Source organism: Rothia nasimurium, assembly GCF_042660305.1.
Lineage (GTDB): Bacteria > Actinomycetota > Actinomycetes > Actinomycetales > Micrococcaceae > Rothia > Rothia nasimurium.
Genome location: NZ_JBHSTW010000006.1, coordinates 1 through 18432, shown reverse-complemented (window position 1 = coordinate 18432; position 18432 = coordinate 1). Strand labels below are relative to the sequence as shown.

15 protein-coding genes are annotated in these 18432 nt (G+C 56.7%); 13 read left to right on the top strand and 2 right to left on the bottom strand.

The genetic code is table 11. From position 1 onward, the window contains the following. The first annotated feature begins 14 nt into the window (after positions 1-14). The 8 genes from ACFP6B_RS02390 to dnaE all read left to right on the top strand — a co-directional run bounded on the left by ACFP6B_RS02390 (position 15) and on the right by dnaE (position 9122). Positions 15-851: a polyphenol oxidase family protein gene (locus ACFP6B_RS02390; protein ID WP_377126330.1), complete on the top strand. Its 837-nt coding sequence runs from the start codon at positions 15-17 to the stop codon at positions 849-851. Positions 852-880: 29 nt separating this feature from the next. Continuing rightward, positions 881-1693: a YggS family pyridoxal phosphate-dependent enzyme gene (locus ACFP6B_RS02385; protein WP_377126327.1), complete on the top strand. Its 813-nt coding sequence runs from the start codon at positions 881-883 to the stop codon at positions 1691-1693. Positions 1694-1849: 156 nt separating this feature from the next. After that, positions 1850-2566, top strand: coding sequence for a cell division protein SepF (locus tag ACFP6B_RS02380; protein WP_377126324.1), 717 nt, complete (start codon positions 1850-1852; stop codon positions 2564-2566). Between the two features lie 6 nt (positions 2567-2572). Further along, complete coding sequence (locus ACFP6B_RS02375) at positions 2573-2875, top strand: YggT family protein (protein ID WP_377126321.1); 303 nt, start codon at positions 2573-2575, stop codon at positions 2873-2875. Between the two features lie 305 nt (positions 2876-3180). Further along, entirely contained in the window at positions 3181-3873 is a 693-nt protein-coding gene (locus tag ACFP6B_RS02370) for a DivIVA domain-containing protein (RefSeq protein WP_237185428.1), read from the top strand. Between the two features lie 160 nt (positions 3874-4033). Further along, positions 4034-4606: a signal peptidase II gene (gene lspA, locus ACFP6B_RS02365; protein WP_377126318.1), complete on the top strand. Its 573-nt coding sequence runs from the start codon at positions 4034-4036 to the stop codon at positions 4604-4606. Beyond that, positions 4606-5559 carry an RluA family pseudouridine synthase gene (locus ACFP6B_RS02360; protein WP_377126315.1) on the top strand — a complete coding sequence of 318 codons (954 nt, stop codon included), beginning with the start codon at positions 4606-4608 and terminating at the stop codon, positions 5557-5559. Before lspA ends, ACFP6B_RS02360 begins: the two co-directional genes overlap by 1 nt. Positions 5560-5585: 26 nt before the next feature. Beyond that, entirely contained in the window at positions 5586-9122 is a 3537-nt protein-coding gene (dnaE, locus tag ACFP6B_RS02355; RefSeq protein ID WP_377126312.1) for a DNA polymerase III subunit alpha, read from the top strand. A gap of 117 nt (positions 9123-9239) precedes the next feature. On the opposite strand, the gene ACFP6B_RS02350 is transcribed toward dnaE, so the two are convergent. After that, positions 9240-9668, bottom strand: a complete 429-nt coding sequence (locus ACFP6B_RS02350; protein WP_377126309.1) for a winged helix-turn-helix transcriptional regulator — start codon at positions 9666-9668, stop codon at positions 9240-9242. A 120-nt stretch (positions 9669-9788) separates the two neighbouring features. On the opposite strand from ACFP6B_RS02350, the gene ACFP6B_RS02345 reads away from it, so the two are divergent. Beyond that, positions 9789-10397: an NAD(P)-dependent oxidoreductase gene (locus ACFP6B_RS02345; RefSeq protein ID WP_377126306.1), complete on the top strand. Its 609-nt coding sequence runs from the start codon at positions 9789-9791 to the stop codon at positions 10395-10397. Positions 10398-10877: 480 nt separating this feature from the next. On the opposite strand, the gene ACFP6B_RS02340 is transcribed toward ACFP6B_RS02345, so the two are convergent. Beyond that, positions 10878-11498, bottom strand: a complete 621-nt coding sequence (locus tag ACFP6B_RS02340; RefSeq protein WP_237209220.1) for a hypothetical protein — start codon at positions 11496-11498, stop codon at positions 10878-10880. Between the two features lie 133 nt (positions 11499-11631). Here ACFP6B_RS02340 and ACFP6B_RS02335 point away from each other — a divergent pair, with 133 nt between their 5' ends. The 4 genes from ACFP6B_RS02335 to ACFP6B_RS02320 all read left to right on the top strand — a co-directional run bounded on the left by ACFP6B_RS02335 (position 11632) and on the right by ACFP6B_RS02320 (position 18370). Next, the gene (locus ACFP6B_RS02335; RefSeq protein WP_377126303.1) at positions 11632-14436 is read left to right on the top strand and encodes a DNA methyltransferase; all 2805 of its coding nucleotides are present in this window, start codon (positions 11632-11634) and stop codon (positions 14434-14436) included. Positions 14437-14438: 2 nt separating this feature from the next. Next, the gene (locus ACFP6B_RS02330; RefSeq protein ID WP_377126300.1) at positions 14439-16436 is read left to right on the top strand and encodes a DEAD/DEAH box helicase; all 1998 of its coding nucleotides are present in this window, start codon (positions 14439-14441) and stop codon (positions 16434-16436) included. A 12-nt stretch (positions 16437-16448) separates the two neighbouring features. After that, positions 16449-17645: a GIY-YIG nuclease family protein gene (locus ACFP6B_RS02325; protein WP_237237636.1), complete on the top strand. Its 1197-nt coding sequence runs from the start codon at positions 16449-16451 to the stop codon at positions 17643-17645. A gap of 143 nt (positions 17646-17788) precedes the next feature. Then, positions 17789-18370, top strand: a complete 582-nt coding sequence (locus ACFP6B_RS02320; RefSeq protein WP_377126296.1) for a hypothetical protein — start codon at positions 17789-17791, stop codon at positions 18368-18370. Positions 18371-18432 lie beyond the last annotated feature (62 nt).

The following is an 18432-nucleotide window of genomic DNA, read 5'->3' as shown; positions in this document are numbered from 1 at the left end:
GATAGGCAAGGCCCATGGCAGACACTCTTTTCTCCCACCGGCTAGTAACCCTGGCAAATGGCGCCCGGGTCAACGTGGCCTTCACATCGGCTGCTGCCGGTAACCTGGGGCTGCACGTGGGCGATGACCTTGACCAGACCCTGGCTCGTCGGCAGGCCCTTGAAGAAGCGCTGCTGGGGGAAGGAGCGTCCTGCGGCTTCACCTACCTCAACCAGGTGCACGGCACCGTGGTCTTTGATGCGGACGCCTCAGACCGGCTTAGTGTCGAGACTGAGAAGGGTCTTAGCCCTCAAGAAATTCGTGATACTGCACCGGTCGCCGATGTTGCCCTCTCTCGTGAGGGTCGGCCCCTGGCCATTATGGTGGCTGACTGCATTCCCCTGGTCTTTGTGGGGGAGCACGCTGTAACGGGCCAGCCGGTCTTGGGCGTGGCCCACGCCGGGCGCCGGGGCCTGCTTGACGGCGTAATTCAACGTCAGGTTGAGGCCATGAAGCAGAGGGGGGCCGAGAATATTCAGGTCTGGATTGGCCCCTCGATTTGCGGACGCTGCTACGAGGTTCCCGAGGCCATGCGGCAGGAATCTGCTGAGCTGATTCCCCAGGTCTATTCCAGCACCTCCTGGGGTACCCCCGGCCTTGACCTGCCTGCCGGGGCCCGCGCCGTCCTTGCCTCCCTGCCGCAGGTAACCCGCGTGCATAGCGACCTTGCGGCCTGTACCTTTGAAAATGAGCACCTCTTCTCGCACCGCGGCCATACTCAGAGGCAGGAGCCTGCCGGGCGCATCGCTGGCCTAGTCTGGGTAGAAGCTGGCCCCTTAGCCGCTGAGGTGCCCAGCCTCTCCCACCTGTAACCCAGATGCCCGCTCTAAGGAATGAAAATATGACCCTGACCTACAGCCCCGAACGTCGTGCAGAACTCAGCGACCGCCTAGCTCAGGTGCAGGCCCGCATTCAGGACGCTGCGGAAGATATGAGCGGCGCCCGAACCGCCTCGTCCCCCCTGCCCGAGCTGATTGTGGTCACTAAGTTTTTCCCGGCCTCAGATGCCGCCGCCCTGTATGACGCGGGCGTGCGCGCTGTGGGTGAGAACCGCGACCAAGAGGCCGCTGGCAAGGCCCGTGAGCTGGCCGCCTACACGGGCAGCGATGACCCGCTGCGCTGGTCCTTTATCGGCCAGCTGCAGACCAACAAGGCTAAGTCTGTGGTGCAGTACGCGCACGAGGTGCAGTCGGTTGACCGCCCCCAGCTTGCCGATGCCCTTTCTAAGGCCTACGTCAATCGCGTGGCCCGCTATGAGAACGGTGAGGCGGACGCTCCGGCAGCACTGACACAGGGTGGTCTGCGCTGCCTCATCCAGGTAGGGCTCGATACCACCGTTGAAGCTACTGCCGGGCAGGCAGCCCTGGGCGCACGCGGAGGGGCAGACCCCACCGAGATTTTAGCCCTCGCCGACCACATCAGCTCCCTGCCGGGCCTCACCCTGGGTGGGCTCATGGCGGTTGCCCCGCTGGGGCAGGACGCCGCAGCCGCCTTTGAGAGACTGCACGGCTACTCCCAGCAGCTGCTGGAACACTACCCCGAGGCCACCACTATCTCAGCGGGTATGAGTCACGACCTGGCTGAGGCCATACGCTGGGGAGCTACCTCGGTGCGGGTTGGCTCCTCTATCATGGGAGCCCGCCCGGCCCACTAAGGGCAGACGCTCATAATTCACCGGGAATACTGAAGTTTCCCTTGGGCTTGTCTGCGAGAAAGACAGGCAACTTTTTGGTACCGTAAAAGGTTGATAGGAACAGAGGTTTGTAAGCCCCGTCAACCGGCGGACAGGCTACTCAAAGGGAGGGTAAAAATGGCTCGCACACTACACCAGGCAATGGCCTACCTGGGCCTGGGCCAGGTAGAAGACGAAGCGCAGCGCACAGAGCGGCCCCAGCGCCGCCCCGAAACGATCTACGAAGAGACCGTTTTCGAGGCTGACGACCACTACGACGCCTACCCCGATGAACTGGCTCCCACCGAAGGGCGCGCCCATATCTCATCAACCGCCGACCGCGACGTCCTTCTGGGCATTTCACCCGAGCCCCCCCGCAGCCGTCCGGCTCCCGAAGCAACCACCGGCAGCGTTTCTGTAGCCGAGGCTGACGACCAGCTTCTTGAGCAGGCCGAAAGCACCAGCACCGACTGGGACTTCCCCGGTACCCGCCAGCAGGCACCTAGCTATACCTCAACCGCCCTGACCCCCTCCTTCTCCGAAGAAAGCAGCGAAGAATTGCGCCGTATCACCACCATTCACCCCCGCTCCTACAACGACGCCAAGATTATCGGTGAGTCCTTCCGTGAGAACATCCCCGTGATTATGAATGTCACCGACATGGGCGATACCGACGCCAAGCGTCTCATCGACTTCTCTGCCGGCCTGGCTTTTGCCCTGAACGGCCACATCGAGCGCGTGACCGACAAGGTCTTCCTGCTGACCCCCGCTAACCTTGAGGTTCTCGGTGCTGAGGGTACCGAGGTTCCGGTAGCTCTGGACAGCGACGACGTCACCCCCTTCAACCAGGCCTAAACCGCAGTGGGCTATCTCTTTGCACTGCTGGCCATCGCGGCCTACCGGCTGATTGTTGTGTTCATGATTCGCCTGGTGCTCGACTGGGTGCAGATGTTTGCCCGCTACTGGCGGCCCAAGGGTCTAGTGCTGGTAATTGCATCGTTTGTGTATGCGGTCACTGACCCGCCCATGAATGCTGCCCGCCGCCTAATTAAACCCATTAACCTGGGCGGTATCTCCCTGGATCTGGGCTTCATGATTCTGTTGATGGCTCTCTGGTTCGCTTATTCCTTGCTAACTAACCTGGCCTACAACCTCTCCGTTTAGAACCTGGTAGGTAAACGCCTGCTGCATGTAGGGTGTGCAAGGTGGCTCTTGAAGCCTGTCAGTCAGCAGGCTGGGGGTTGTCCCCTCAAGTGGTGACGTGACCAGTGGCTCACACTTAACTGGGGTCATAGTGTTGCGCGGTGCCCCTTTGCCAGGTAATTTTGTGTTGTAGTAAATAGGGGACTACCCGAACTTTTAGCGCGCTGAAAGTTCGAGCTTCATGCGCTTGACTCCAGCACATACTGCGCACCGGGAACACTACGGGCCAAAGCATAAAGATTTTTAGAAAATAGAGGTGAATGATCGTGGCACTCACGCCTGAGGAAGTAATCAATAAGCGCTTCCAGCCGACTAAGTTCAAGGAAGGCTACAACCCTGAAGAGGTTGACGATTTCCTTGACGAGATTGTCATTGAACTGCGTCGTCTGAACGCCGAGAATGCTAGCCTCAAGCGCCAGCTTGAAGAGGCAGAGGCGAAGATTTCACTGGCTCCTGCCCAGCAGCAGGGCGGTGCCCTGGCCGAGGCTGAAATCGTCGTTGATTCTCAGCCCGCTGCGGCAACTCCTGCTCCGGCAGCAGCACCTGCCGCCGCTGAGCCCACTCTGTCACCCTCTAGCGCCACCGGCCTGCTGGCTATGGCCCAGAAGGTTCACGATGACTACGTCTTCGAGGGCAAGCGCGAGCGTGAACGCCTGATTACCGAAGGTCGTGACGAAGCCGCCAAGCTTGTTTCTGAAGCTGAGCAGAAGTCGAACCAGGTGCTTGGCGATCTGGAAAAGACCAAGAGCGACCTCGAGGTTTCTGTTGCCAAGCTGCGTTCCTTCGAGAACCAGTACCGCACTTCCCTGCGCGATTACCTGAACAAGCAGCTGACCACCCTCGAAGAGACCCCCGCTCTTGAACCCAAGGCTGAGGGCGCTCCCGCCGCAGCGGCAGCACAGTCCCAGGGCTTCGGCGCGTTTGGCCAGCGTAACGGGGTTTTCAGCAACAACTCCTAGGCTTTCCTAGTGTTTAGGCGGTAGCCTCAATACGCTCAGGCGGCTCCTCGGTAAGAGGGGCCGCCTGAGATGTTTAAGATACCGCCCCGCGGTACCGGCTGGGTGCCGAACGCGATAAGCTGGTGTGTGCAGTTTTTGATGTTTGAAGGCAGGGAGTACGGTGGCTAAAACCCAGCAGGAGGGCACAGTTTTGGTGCCGGTTCGTACGATTTCTGGGGTGGCTAAGGCCCTGCTAGCCCTGGCCCTCTTTGCCCTGGTATACGGGGCTGACCAGTGGGTCAAGCACCTGGTCGAGACCACCATGACCGTGGGGCAGGCTATCACCGTAATCGACGGCTTGCTCTGGTGGCGTTATTACCTGAACCCGGGTGCTGCTTTCTCTATGGGCGAGGGGTCTACCTGGCTGTTCACCCTGATCTCAACGGTGGGCGCCCTGGTGGCGCTGACCCTGGTGGTGCGGGCTAAGACCCTACCCTGGGTTATTCTGCTGGCAACTCTGGCAGGGGGCATTGTGGGCAACCTGCACGACCGCCTCTTCCGGGAACCTGGCTTCGGCATCGGGCATGTGGTCGATTATATTTCTGTACCGAATTTTGCGATTTTTAATATTGCCGATGCCGCTATCTGTGTATCAATGGCGGCGATTGTTCTGCTGACTTTTCTGGGCTACCGCATGGACGGTCAGCGTGAAGTACGATCCGATAAGGCAAAGAAGAACGAGGTGGGGGTCTAGTGTCTCAGAAGATTGAACTGACATTTGTGGTAGGAGCCGACCAGGCCGGTACCCGGCTTGATGCCCTGCTCGCTGAGCTGAGCGGCCAGTCGCGCACAACGGTGAGTAGCTGGGTTAAGGACGGCGAGGTTCAGCTTCTCGATGCCAAGGGCAGGGGAGTGAAGGCTAAGGCTTCGTCCAAACTGCTTGAGGGAATGACCGTGCAGGCTGCGGGCACCCCGCCGCGTGATCTAACGCAGATTGAGGCTGAGCAGGTTGATGGCTTTTCGATTGTCTACCAGGATGACGACATCGTGGTGGTTGATAAGCCCACCGGTGTTGCTGCCCACCCGTCGATGGGCTGGCACGGCCCTACGGTTGTCGGGGCGCTGAAGCACGCCGGGATTGATATTGCCACCAGCGGTGCTGCTGAGCGTCAGGGGATTGTGCATCGCTTAGACGTAGGCACCTCGGGGCTGATGGTTGTGACCAAGAACGAGCGAGCCTACTCGGTCATGAAGAACGCCTTCAAGGACCGCACCGTCACCAAGGTCTACCACACCCTGGTGCAGGGGCTACCCGACCCGCTCAAGGGTACTATCGATGCCCCCATCGGCCGCCACCCCGGCAGCGAATGGAAGTTCGCGGTCAACGAGGACGGCAAGTCGGCCATCACCCACTATGAGGTGCTCGAAGCCTTTGGGCCAGCGTCCTTGGTTGAGGTGCACCTTGAAACCGGCCGCACCCACCAGATTCGTGTGCATTTCTCTGCCCTGCGCCACCCCTGCGCGGGCGACCTGACCTACGGGGCAGACCCCACCATGAGCGCGCATCTGGGCCTCACCCGCCAGTGGCTGCATGCCCACCGGCTGGGCTTCACCCACCCCACCAGCGGCGAGCAGGTGGAGTTCGAAAGCCCCTACACCCCTGACCTTCAGTACGCTCTCGATACCCTGCGTGAGGGCAACTTCTAGAGCCCGACGCTAAGGACGCAACCCGCATGGCTAACACCGACTTCACCCACCTGCACGTGCACACCGAGTACTCCATGCTCGATGGCGCTGCTCGTCTAACCGACCTCTTCGAGCACTCGAAGCAGCTGGGCATGAATGCCCTGGCAACCACCGACCACGGCTTCCTTTTTGGTGCCTTCGACTTTTGGAACAAGGCCAATAACGCCGGGGTCAAACCCATTATCGGTGTGGAGGCCTACCTGACCCCGGGTACCGCCCGTCAGGACCGCACCCGCGTGAAATTTGGTGAGGGCGGGCGCGACGACGTCTCCGGTGGTGGTGCCTACACCCATATGACCATGTGGGCAGAGAACACCCAGGGCATGCACAACCTGTTTCGGGCGTCCTCCCTGGCCTCGCTGGAGGGCCACTTCTACAAGCCGCGTATGGACCGGGAGCTGCTCCAGACCTACGGTAAGGGTCTGATTGCCACTACCGGTTGCCCCTCGGGCGAGGTGCAGACTCGCCTGCGCCTGGGGCAGTACAAGGAGGCCATGCAGGCAGCCAGTGACTTCCGGGATATCTTCGGCAAAGAGAACTTCTACTGCGAGCTCATGGACCACGGGCTCGATATCGAGAAGAACGTCATGGCCGACCTGCTCAAGCTGGCCAAAGAACTGAACCTGCCCCTGGTTGCCACCAACGACCTGCACTACACCCACGCTGAGGACGCCAAGGCTCACGCCGCGCTGCTGTGCGTACAGTCAGGCTCCACCCTGCAGGACCCCAAACGCTTCAAGTTCGACGCCGACAACTTCTACCTGAAGTCGCCGGCTGAGATGCGCGAGCTCTTCCGCGACTACCCCGAGGCCTGCAACAACACCATGGAAATTGCCGAGCGCTGCTCCGTGGAGTTCAACACCAAGGCCAACTACATGCCTAACTTCCCCGTGCCCGAGGGAGAAAACGAGGAATCTTGGTTCGTCAAAGAGGTTGAGCGCGGTCTGCACTACCGCTTCCCCAAGGGCGTGCCCGATGAGGTGCGCAAGCAGGCCGAGTACGAGGTGGGCATCATTTCCCAGATGGGCTTCCCCGGCTACTTCCTGGTGGTTGCTGACTTTATCAACTGGGCCAAGGAGAACGGCATCCGCGTGGGCCCGGGCCGTGGCTCGGGTGCAGGTTCCATGGTCGCCTACGCCATGCGTATTACCGACCTGAACCCGCTGGAACACGACCTGATCTTCGAACGCTTCCTCAACCCCGACCGCGTCTCCATGCCTGACTTCGACGTGGACTTCGATGATCGCCGCCGTTCTGAAGTGATCCACTATGTGACCGAGAAGTACGGCGAAGACAAGGTGGCCATGATCGTCACCTACGGCACCATCAAGGCTAAGCAGGCCCTCAAGGACTCCTCCCGCGTGCTGGGCTACCCCTTCTCCACCGGTGAGCGCCTGACCAAGGCCATGCCGGAGGACGTCATGGGCAAGAACATTGCCCTGGCCAACGTCTACAACCCCGAGGACAAGCGTTATAACGACGCCCAGGAACTGCGCGACCTCATCGAATCTGATGCCGATGCTTCGAAGGTCTTTGAGACCGCGAAGGGTATCGAGGGCCTGAAGCGCCAGTGGGGCGTGCACGCGGCGGGCGTCATCATGTCGAGCCACGACCTGATTGACGTTATCCCCATCATGCGCCGTGAGCAGGACGGCCAGGTCATCACCCAGTTCGATTACCCCACCTGCGAGGGGCTGGGGCTCATTAAGATGGACTTCTTGGGCCTGCGCAACCTGACCATCATCTCGGATGCGATTGAGAACATTAAGCTCAACCGCGGCGAAGACCTGGACCTTGAAACCCTGGAACTGGATGACGCCGAGTCCTATAAGCTCCTGGCTCGCGGTGATACTCTGGGTGTCTTCCAGCTCGACGGTGGGCCCATGCGCCAGCTACTCAAGCTCATGCAGCCTGACCACTTTGAGCACATTTCGGCGGTTTTGGCGCTCTACCGCCCCGGCCCCATGGGCGCGAACTCCCACACCAACTACGCCCTGCGTAAGAACGGCCTGCAGGAGGTCACCCCCATCCACCCGGAGCTCGAAGAGCCCCTGGCGGAGATCCTCGATACCACCTACGGCCTGATTGTGTATCAGGAGCAGGTTATGGCGATTGCCCAGAAGGTTGCTAACTACTCCCTGGGTGAGGCAGATATTTTGCGTCGCGCTATGGGTAAGAAGAAGAAGGAGGAGCTGGATAAGCAGTATGCCACCTTCCACCAGGGTATGCTCGATAACGGCTACTCCGAAGGAGCAGTGAAGGCCCTGTGGGATATTCTGCTGCCCTTCTCTGACTACGCCTTTAACAAGGCCCACACGGCGGCCTACGGTCTGGTCTCCTACTGGACGGCCTACCTGAAGGCCCACTACCCCCAGGAATACATGGCTGCGCTGCTGACCTCGGTGGGCGATGACAAGGACAAGCTCGCCCTCTACCTGAACGAGTGCCGCCACATGAAGATTACGGTGCTGCCGCCCGATGTGAACGAGTCGGCCCTGAACTTCACCCCTGTGGGCGACGATATCCGCTTCGGTATGGGCGCTATCCGTAACGTGGGTGCCAACGTGGTCTCTGCTATGGTCGATGCCCGCGAAGAAAAGGGCCGCTACGAGAACTTCAACGACTTCCTGGCCAAGGTGCCGATTGTCGTCTGTAACAAGCGCACCGTGGACTCCCTCATCAAGGCCGGTGCCTTTGACTCGCTGGGGCACGACCGGCGTCCGCTTTCCATGATTCACGAAGAGGCCATCGACGCGACTGTCTCGGTCAAGCGTCAGGAGGCTGCCGGCCAGTTCGACCTCTTTGGGGGTCTGGGGCTGGACGACGATAACCCGGCGAACGAGCTGGCGGTGCAGATTCCGGACGTCCCCGAGTGGGAGAAGCGCGATAAGCTCAACTTTGAGCGCGAGATGCTGGGTCTGTACGTCTCTGACCACCCCCTGCGTGGTCTTGAAGATGCCCTGGACTCTCTGTCAGATTCCACGATTCAGGGTCTTGTGTCTGAAGATTCGGTGAAGCCCGATGGGGCGATTGTGACTATCGCGGGCATGATTACCAGCGTTTCTCGCCGTATCGCTAAGAACTCCGGTAACCCCTATGCCCGTATTGAGATGGAAGACCGCACCGGCTCCATCGAGGTCATGTTCTTTGGCCGGGCCTACGAGCCGATTGCCGGTGTGCTGGCAGAAGACCTGATTTGTACCATCAAGGGGCGCCTGCAGCGCCGCGATGACGGCTCTGTGACCCTGAGCGCCCAGGAGCTGAATATCCCCGAGATTTCGGCGGACGGCACCGGCGGGCCCGTCACTATCGCTATCCCCGAGTACAAGGCGACCGAGGAAACCCTGGGGCAGCTGCGCGACATCCTGAGGAACCATAAGGGTGAATCAGAGGTCCGCATCGCTATGACCACCCGCACCAAGCGCCTGCTCATCCGCCTGGGCGCAGACCTGCGGGTCAACCCCAACCCGGCCCTCTTTGGTGATCTCAAGGTGTTGCTGGGCCCGACCTGCCTGGACCTATAAAACCTGCCGAGCCTAAAAATCTACAAAGCTGCCGATGTGCCGCTCAGTCCTGAGACGGGGGTCTTTCTCCCGCTTTGGTGCCTGAGCGGCACACTTGCTTTAAAGGATCTGGTGCTTTTAAACGGTCTGGGCGGCATCAAAGCGCTCGCGGTTAGCTAGCACCTCATCCAGGTGAGTTTCAGCCCAGGTGCGGACGGCTGCCAGGGGTCCGACGGTGGTCAGCCCCAGGTCGGTGAGCTGGTAGTCCACGCGCGGCGGCACACTGGCGGTGATGTGGCGGGTGAGGAGGCCGTCGCGTTCCATGGAGCGTAGGGTCTCGGTGAGAACCTTGGGGGAGATGCCCTGGATGGTGGTTTTGAGGTCCTTGAAGCGCACCGGCTCCCCGTCAGCGAGCACGGCAACAATCAGGGGTGTCCAGCGGTCGGTCAGGTGGCGCAGGACGGTGCGTGAGGGGCAGTGCTTGTTGAGGACGTCGGCGGGCAGCTGCTCTGCGGCCGGCAGGGAGGCGGGGCGGACGTCCGCGCTGACCTGGGTTGAAGAGGGCATGGTGGGCCTTTCGAAAAGTTTTTTAAAAATCTTCCAATAGTTACCTTGAGGTAATTAGTTTCTAAAACATACTATAGAACTATCAGAAAACGAAAACCACTTCTTCAAGGAGAAAACCCCATGAACATCTCAGTAATCGGCGCAGCAGGTATGGTCGGCTCAGACATCGTCGCAGAAGCTAAGAACCGCGGCCACGAAGTCACCGGCTACACCCGCAGCGGCTCAGCAGGCACCTCAGCCCTCGACCTGGCTAACACCGAAGCCCTGGTAGAGGTCATTAACTCTTCCGATGCCACCGTCATTTCCGTAGCTAGCCGCAGTGACTACTCAGCAGCTATTGCCGCCCACCGTGCTCTCATTGCCGCTGCCCCCACCGGCCGCTTCCTGGTTGTTGGCGGTGCCGGTTCCCTGAATGCCGGGGAAGGCCTGCTGCTGGAGAGCCCCGACTTCCCCGAAGAGTACCTGCCCGAAGCCAAGACCTTCGCTGAGATTCTGGGCGACTACCGTGCAGCTACCGACCTGAAGTGGACCGTCCTGGCCCCCTCACCCATGATCACCCCCGGCGCTCGTACCGGTGACTACCGCACCGAGCTGGACGTACCCGCCGGCATGTTCGTCTCAACCCAGGATTTCGCCGTCGCCACCATTGACGAAATCGAAAACCCGGCCCACGTTGGCACCCGTTTCACCGTCGCCTCTGCTGACGAAGCTGCTGCCCAGGGGCAGTAAATAGACAGCGATAGAAAGGTAGAACCCCTTTGGTGAAGCTGCCCTGTAAGGTCGCTGCCATCGGAAAAGTGCAAGTGCCGTTGCTTTTTGCAGCGGCACTTGCACTTTTCAGGGGGTACTAAACTTGGGCCTGCGCGGACGCCGAGTAGCAGCAGGTGCTCGGGTTGGGCGTGGACGATTACCCCACCCTGCTGACGGTGACCGAGTGCGGCCTGGTCGAGGTGGGTTCACCGACGGCGAGTGCGGCCGAGATCAAGGCTTCCCTTTAAGGCTCCTTGAGCTGTCTTATCGAAACTTGTTCGGAAGGTGATGCAGGCTCACGCTCGCTGCCGACCCTCTCACCCGGTTCGCTGGCGCTCACAAGGGTGATTCACGCCAGCCCCGAGCCAGCAGCTTCGCTGTGAGCCTGCATCACCTTGTTCATCGCGAGACACCACCGAACAAATAATCATTGAATTTCCACATGCTACTGAAAGTCCGCTAGTAGCGATTTGCAACGTGCTGACTCAGCGTCCTAATTGCGTTGTTGATGTTAGCTAAGGATTTTTCGCTAGGGCTACCAAGTTTACGTATCGGCCCCGTTGCAGGCATAGGCGCTGCAGCAGTGAAGCCTGTGTCAACCGTGATTACTTCTGTGTAATCACGGTTTCGCCACAGTAGAGTAGGTTTACTCCAGCTATACGTTACTTCAACGTCCAGAACTTCAGGGGCACCGCATTCTCTCCCCGCCTCTATCGTCCGCCACATGATTCTAAAACTCGCGTGTGGAGCTAAATAGAAAGAGCGATTAAAAACTTTGTCCAGAAGAGGCAAAATGTATTCGTCTTTACCAGCTTCAAGCTTGCCAAGAGGCTTGAGAACAACGTTGTGAGCGGGGGATTGACCGTAGTTAGTAACCACTAAATCAATTGCACCGTCGAGATGGACGCCCAGTCTCGGCTCGAGAGCGATGTAGGGCCTGGTGCGCTCGCGAGAGTCTGACGCTAGCTTCATGAGGTTGAGCACCGCAAAAATAACACCAAGAATTGCTGTTATGACGGTCAGCGGAACGGCTTCGGTTTTCAAAAAGGACCAAGGATCAAGAGTAGCTGTAAACACCATTTTCCAATTATCCCAGGGTAGATAGGCTCCAGAAAGCCTTTCGCTGTGAGGCTGTAGTGTCCACATCGTCTAGCCGAAGCCCAGAATAGGTATCCTTAGAGAAGTCGAAATCTTATCACCATAGGGGAGTGGCATGGCTCGGTTGAACCTTTCCGCAATTGAGGAACGCATGAAGCCGCTAGGGCGGCGTGAAGTCTACGACCAGGACTTCATCTTCGACCTGCTGGCAGCTTACGGCCGCCCCAAAAGCACCATCAGCCGCCTCAAAAGCGGACACCTGAATGTTGCTCAAGAGCCTGACCGCGAGGTAGCCCTGAAGAACTACGTCTACTTCAGCGAAACCCAGCCCGGCCAAGACACCCTAGAACTTTTAGAAAAGCTCCGGCTCGCAGCCCACGTTACCCGCTATTCCCCGCGGTTTATTATCGTGACTGACTACCAGGAACTGCTGGCAGCAGACACCAAAACCGGTGAAACACTCGCTACCCCCATAGCCCAGATTGACCAGAAGTTCACCTTCTTTCTTCCCTGGGCCGGGATGGAAAAAGCCCAATACACCTCAGAAGCCCACGCAGATGTCAAAGCCGCTGAAAAGATGGGCAAGCTGTTTGATGAACTCCTTTCAGCCAACCCGCATGTAACTGAGTCGGAGAGCGCCCGCCACCTGCTCAACGTTTTCTTTACCCGCCTGCTCTTCTGCTTCTTCGCAGAGGACACCGGAATTTTTGACGATAACCAGTTCACGAATGCGGTAAGCAGTTTCACCCAGGCGGACGGTAGTGATACCCGCGAATTCTTGACCCTTCTCTTTGACGCCTTAGATACTTCTGACCCTCACGAGAAAACCGGGGTTTTTGCGGACTTCCCCTACGTGAACGGCCGACTATTCAGTAGGGGCGGTGAGAACGCCGGGCTCGTGGTGCCTGCCTTTACCCAGAAGGCACGTGAATCCCTCATCGAACTGGGTACCCTCAAGTGGCAGGAAATCAATCCGGATATTTTCGGTTCCATGTTCCAGGCAGTGGTGGCCCCGGATAAGCGTTCTGACCTGGGTCAGCACTACACCTCGGTGCCGAACATTCTTAAAACAATAGAACCTCTCTTCTTGGATGAGCTCCGCGAAGAGTTCGATGCCTCCTACAACAGCGTCAAGAAGCTTCAGAGACTGCTAGATCGTATAGCGGATATCCGAATCTTTGATCCTGCCTGTGGGTCCGGCAATTTCCTGGTCATTGCCTACAAGGAACTCCGCCGCCTCGAACACGCTATCTTAGAACGCCTCCAGATAATTGGCGGTAACAAGCAGGGCTTCCTCTACCATGACTCCCAGATTTCAATTGAACACTTCTACGGTATCGAGATTGACGACTTTGCGGTAGAAGTAGCGGTGCTGTCCCTCTGGATTGCCAAGCACCAGATGAACCGGGAATTCAAAGAAAAATTCAGCATTGAAATCCCCCTCATTCCTCTCAAAGAGACAGGCCAGATTAAGGCCGGTAACGCCACCCGCCTCGACTGGAACCAGATCTGCCCCAACAAGGGCACAGACGAAATTTACCTCATCGGCAACCCGCCCTATGTTGGCTCGTCCATGCAGACCAAGGAGCAAAAGGCAGACTTCCCCTATGTATTTGGGGAGCGACCCTACTCTAAGAAGCTGGACTATATTGCCCTCTGGTTCGTCAAGGGAGCTGACTATATCCGCGGCACTCAAGCCCAGCTAGCCTTTGTCTCAACGAACTCAGTAGCCCAAGGCGACCACGTAGCCCTCATGTTCCCTACGATCCTTAGTGGTGGAATCGAAATCGGCTACGCTTATACCTCCTTTAAATGGGAGAACAATGCAAAACGCAATGCAGGCGTCACAGTGGTGGTGATTAGCCTACGCAATGAATCAGCCCGTTTGAAACGTATCTTTTCAGATGGAATAGTGCAGAGCACTGAGAATATCAGCCCCTATCTTACGAGTGGTTCAAACGTCATTGTTAACGCTAGGAAGCAGCCACTGTCAACACTGTTGCCTCCAATGCTCTTCGGCTCAAAACCTACAGATGGTGGAAATCTGATATTAGAAGAAGACGAGAAAAACAGAATTTTAGAAGAAGAACCCAAAGCTAGTCAATTTTTAAAGAAGTTTATAGGCGCTGATGACTTTATTAAAGGTAAAACACGTTACTGTGTTTGGGTTGATGAATTTCAGATAGATAAAGCTTTAAGCTATTCAATTCTTAAAAATAGATTCGATAAAGTAGCTGAAATGCGTATATCTAGCAAGAAAGTTGCAACGCAAAAGTTAGCTGATAAGTCATACGCGTTTGCAGAACCACGTTTCAAGCCTACAGATTCTATTATTGTTCCAAGCGTTTCTTCAGAGCGGCGCTCCTATATTCCGATTGGCTTTGTGGGCGCTGATACCGTTATCTCAAATCTTGCATATGCGATTTATGACGCTGAGCCCTGGCTTTTTGCCCTACTGACCTCGCGGTTACACATGGCCTGGGTTGCCGCAGTGGGAGGCAAACTTGAAACTCGGTTACGTTATACCAACACCCTGGTCTACAACAATTTCCCGGTTCCTCCCCTCAGCGAGAAAACCAAGGAGAAGCTGACCGCTGCCGCCCTGCGTGTGCTCGACGTCCGCGAGTACCACTGCGAGAAGACCCTGGCTGAACTCTACAGCCCCGAAAAAATGCCAGACGACCTGAAAAACGCCCATCTAGCCATCGACTACCTCGTCGACTCTCTCTACTCCAAAAAACCCTTCGAAACCGACGAAGAACGCCTGGCAGTGCTCTTTGACCTCTACGAAAAAATGATCGCCGAAGAAGCAGAACGAGAAGCCGCTGCCAAAGCCGCCAAGAAAACCAGCCGCAGTGCCCGCGCACCCAAGGCAACCGCATCCGCACCCGCCACTACACCCACCACCCACGAGAACTAACCATGAGCACCCCAACCGACAACACCAAGAACATCGTCAACGTCACCTACGCCCAGGCAGGCACTTCCGTCACCACCGACGAACTGGGCATGCGCGAAATGCAGCGCCGTGTCTATGCAGAACGTGCCGCCCAATATCTACTCGTCAAAGCACCCCCGGCCTCCGGCAAATCCCGTGCCCTCATGTTCGTCGGCCTCGACAAACTCTTCAACCAAGGCCGCAGTAAAGTCATTGTCGCTGTTCCCGAACGCTCCATCGGCGCATCCTTCGCCAGCACCAACCTCACCGCCCACGGCTTCTTCGCCGACTGGGACGTCAAACCCGAAAACAACCTCTGCACCCCCGGCTCATCCAGCGGAAAAGTAGACCGTTTCACCGCCTTCCTCAAAGGCCCAGACACCATCCTCGTCTGCACCCACGCCACCCTACGTTTCGCCTTCGAAAAACTCGCCCCCGAAGAATTCAACGGCACCGTGCTCGCCATCGACGAATTCCACCATGTCTCAGCAGACCTCGACAACAGCCGCCTAGGCTCCCTGCTCAGCGATATCATGGCCCACTCCGACGCCCACATCGTCGCAATGACTGGTTCCTACTTCCGCGGCGACTCCGTACCCGTGCTCACCCCCGAAGACGAAGCCAAATTCACCCCCGTCACCTTCAACTACTACGACCAGCTCAACGGTTACCAGCACCTCAAAACCTTAGGAATTGGCCACCACTTCTACCAGGGGCGCTACACCGACGCCATCGACCAGGTACTCGACCTCGACAAGAAAACTATCCTACACATACCCAGCGTTGGCTCAGGCGAATCTACCAAAGACAAATACGAAGAAGTCGGCTTCATCCTCGACACCATCGGCGACCACGTAGAAACCGAAGACGAAACCGGAATCATCGTCATGCGCCGCAAAGACACCGGCCAACTGGTGCGCGTAGCCGACCTAGTAGACGACACCGACCCCAAAAAACGCAGCGCTACCCTCGCCTACCTCACCACCGTCGCCTCCAAAAACCGCGACGCAGTAGACATCATCATCGCACTCGGCATGGCCAAAGAAGGCTTCGACTGGCCCTACGCAGAACACGCCCTCACCGTCGGCTACCGAGCCTCCCTCACCGAAGTCATCCAAATCATCGGGCGGGTCACCCGAGACTCAGAAGGCAAAACCCACGCCCAATTCACCAACCTCATCGCCGAACCAGATGCCGCCCAAAGCCAGGTCACAGTCTCCGTCAATAACACCCTCAAAGCCATCACAGCCTCCCTGCTCATGGAACAGGTGTTAGCCCCCAACTTCAACTTCAAAGCCAAAAAAGGAAACGACGACTACCCCGACCCCGGCACCATCGCCATCAAAGGTTTCAAAGAACCCTCAACAGAGCGAGTACGCCAAATCGTCCGCACCGACCTCAACGACCTCAAAGCGAAAATCCTGCAAGATGACTCCTTTGCCCGTGCCGCAACAGGGGCCCTTGATGCAGAAACCACCAACAAGGTCATCATCCCCAAAATTATCCGCACCCAGTACCCAGACCTCAATGATGAAGAAGTAGAAGAAGTCCGTCAGCAGGTTGTTGTGGACTCCGTCGTCAAGAACGGCGAAGTGCGCAACGTCGGTGACAAAAAATTTGTGATGATGGCTGATAAGTTCATCAATATTGATGAACTCAACATCAATCTGATTGACACTATTAACCCCTTCCAGAAAGCCTTTGAGGTGCTCTCTAAGTCAGTCACCCCCAATGTGCTTCGGCTTATTTCAGATACCATAGCCACCAATAAAATCGTGATGACGCCGGAAGAAGCCTTGACGCTCTACCCCAAAATCAAAATGTGGGTACAGGTCAACGGCCGCAAGCCCGAACGCCGAACCGAAGACGCCACCGAACGTACCTATGCTGAAGCCCTACTCATCCTGCAAAAAGCTAAGCGAGAACGGGAACAGCGACGGGCAGCTGCTGGGCAGGTACCCGAAACAGAGTCGCAGAGCTAGGAAGGCTAATCCATGAGCACTGAGAAACCCTCATTCGATGATTTGTTAGACCAGCTCATTGCTGATGACACCGACGGGCTGCTCGATACCCCCGAGAAACCCAAGCCCATTACCGCTACCGATAGGCTTGAACGTGCTTTCCTAGAGATCGTAGATTTCCGACGGGAGCACGACCGCCTGCCCTCGCCGGAAACCCTTGAGATTTCTGAACGTAAACTAGGGGCACGACTAGTGGGCTTTCTCAACGATGAAGCTAAAGCTGATCTAGTGCGACACCTGGACGAGTTTGACCTTCTGACACTGCCCGAAGCCCCCACCAGCGTCGATGAACTATTTGAAAGTGACATCGATGTACTCGACCTGCTTGAAGACGGGAATGATATCTACGACTTCACCGGCATGGAGGAGCTGCAACGCGAACCCGATGAGTTCGATGTAGCTCAGCGTAAAAAAGCCGAAGACTTTGAAAAATTTAAGCCTTTCTTTGAGCTCAAGCACCAGCAACTGGAAACCGGCGAGCTGAAACTTGGTAAATTCTCAGGCGTCTCAACTATCAAGCAGGGGCGTTTCTTTGTACTGGGCGGAGTCATGCTCTATGTAGCAGAGGTAGGGGAGACCGAATACGTTAAGAATGGCGATCGAAAGGTGCCAAAGGAACGGCTGAGAGTCATTTTTGAAAATGGAACTGAGTCCTCAATGTACCGCCAGTCGTTAGCTGGGCGTTTGGGGGAGAAGGCTGGACTTGCTCTGCAGGGAACTAGTCACAGTGACTTCGCAACCGAAGAACTGGGCGATAACTTCATGCCCGATGGCTACATTTATGTGCTGAAATCGCTAAGCACTAACCCGGATATTGCGCAGCTTCGTGACCTTTATAAGATCGGGTTTTCACGTGGGTCTGTGCAGAAGCGAATAGCTCATGCAGAGACACAGCCCACCTACCTGATGGCGCCGGTTAAAGTGGTTGCTGAATATGCGGTGAAGGATATTAGGGCTTCAAAACTGGAACACCTCCTTCACCGAGTCTTTAGCGACGTACGCCTGGACATCGTTATGAACGATGGTGATGGGCAGCCTTTTAAACCCTCAGAGTGGTTCATAGTCCCGCTGGATGTCATTGATCAAGCTATTCCCATGGTCATCAATGGTGACATTGTGGACTTCGAGTACGTGCCGGAGCTGCAGAAGCTGAAGTATGTGGGTGAGTAAAAATTTATTTTAGGGGCTGACAACGGAGCACCGAGACACAGGTGGAAAGAATGTTCTAAAAAACTGTTGACTAGAATGTATGTTCTACTATAGGTTTGAGGCGTCAACTGTAGGCCAGATTTTCTGATAGGAGCTGATAGTTTTTGTCTCAGAAGCTGTTGGATGGTTTTGACCCTGCTGAACGATTCTTGCTCGCAAGGATTTTTGATGACGGCAAGGCTGAAAGTGAGTTGTCTCTAGATGAGTACGATGGGGTGCTTAAAGATAATCGAGATATTTTATCTGGGCGTGATTTTGTTGTAATTGCTGACACCGTAGGTGATTCCACCTTGCAGTTTACGCAAAAGGGCCGTCGAATGCTTGAGGAAGCTGTCAAATGGGTTGGGGGCCCAGGTCTAGTTGGTCGAACTCAACTAATTATCTTGAAGAAGTTGTCTGAAGTGAAAACTTTGAGGGAAGATGACCTTCAGAATTTGATTAGTGAGATGGCTGGCGAGGCAAATGAGCAAATTGTTACTATCGCGTTATCACAATTGGGCGACTTGGGAATAGTTGAAATTTCGAGGTCAATGCAGGCTGTTCTTCCTGTTCGGGTTGATCTGCCAAGTGATGGTGGTTGGTATGGCATTGTTCAATCTGGGAATCCGCCGGCTTGGCGGGAAGCTGCTGGTCAAGTTAGTTTAAACGTGGGCTCTCAAAACATACAGAGGCTTATTCAAAAGTAGACACGCACCCCACACCCACCAACTAGACAACGGCCCCACCCGCGGCAAAAATATGAGCGTTA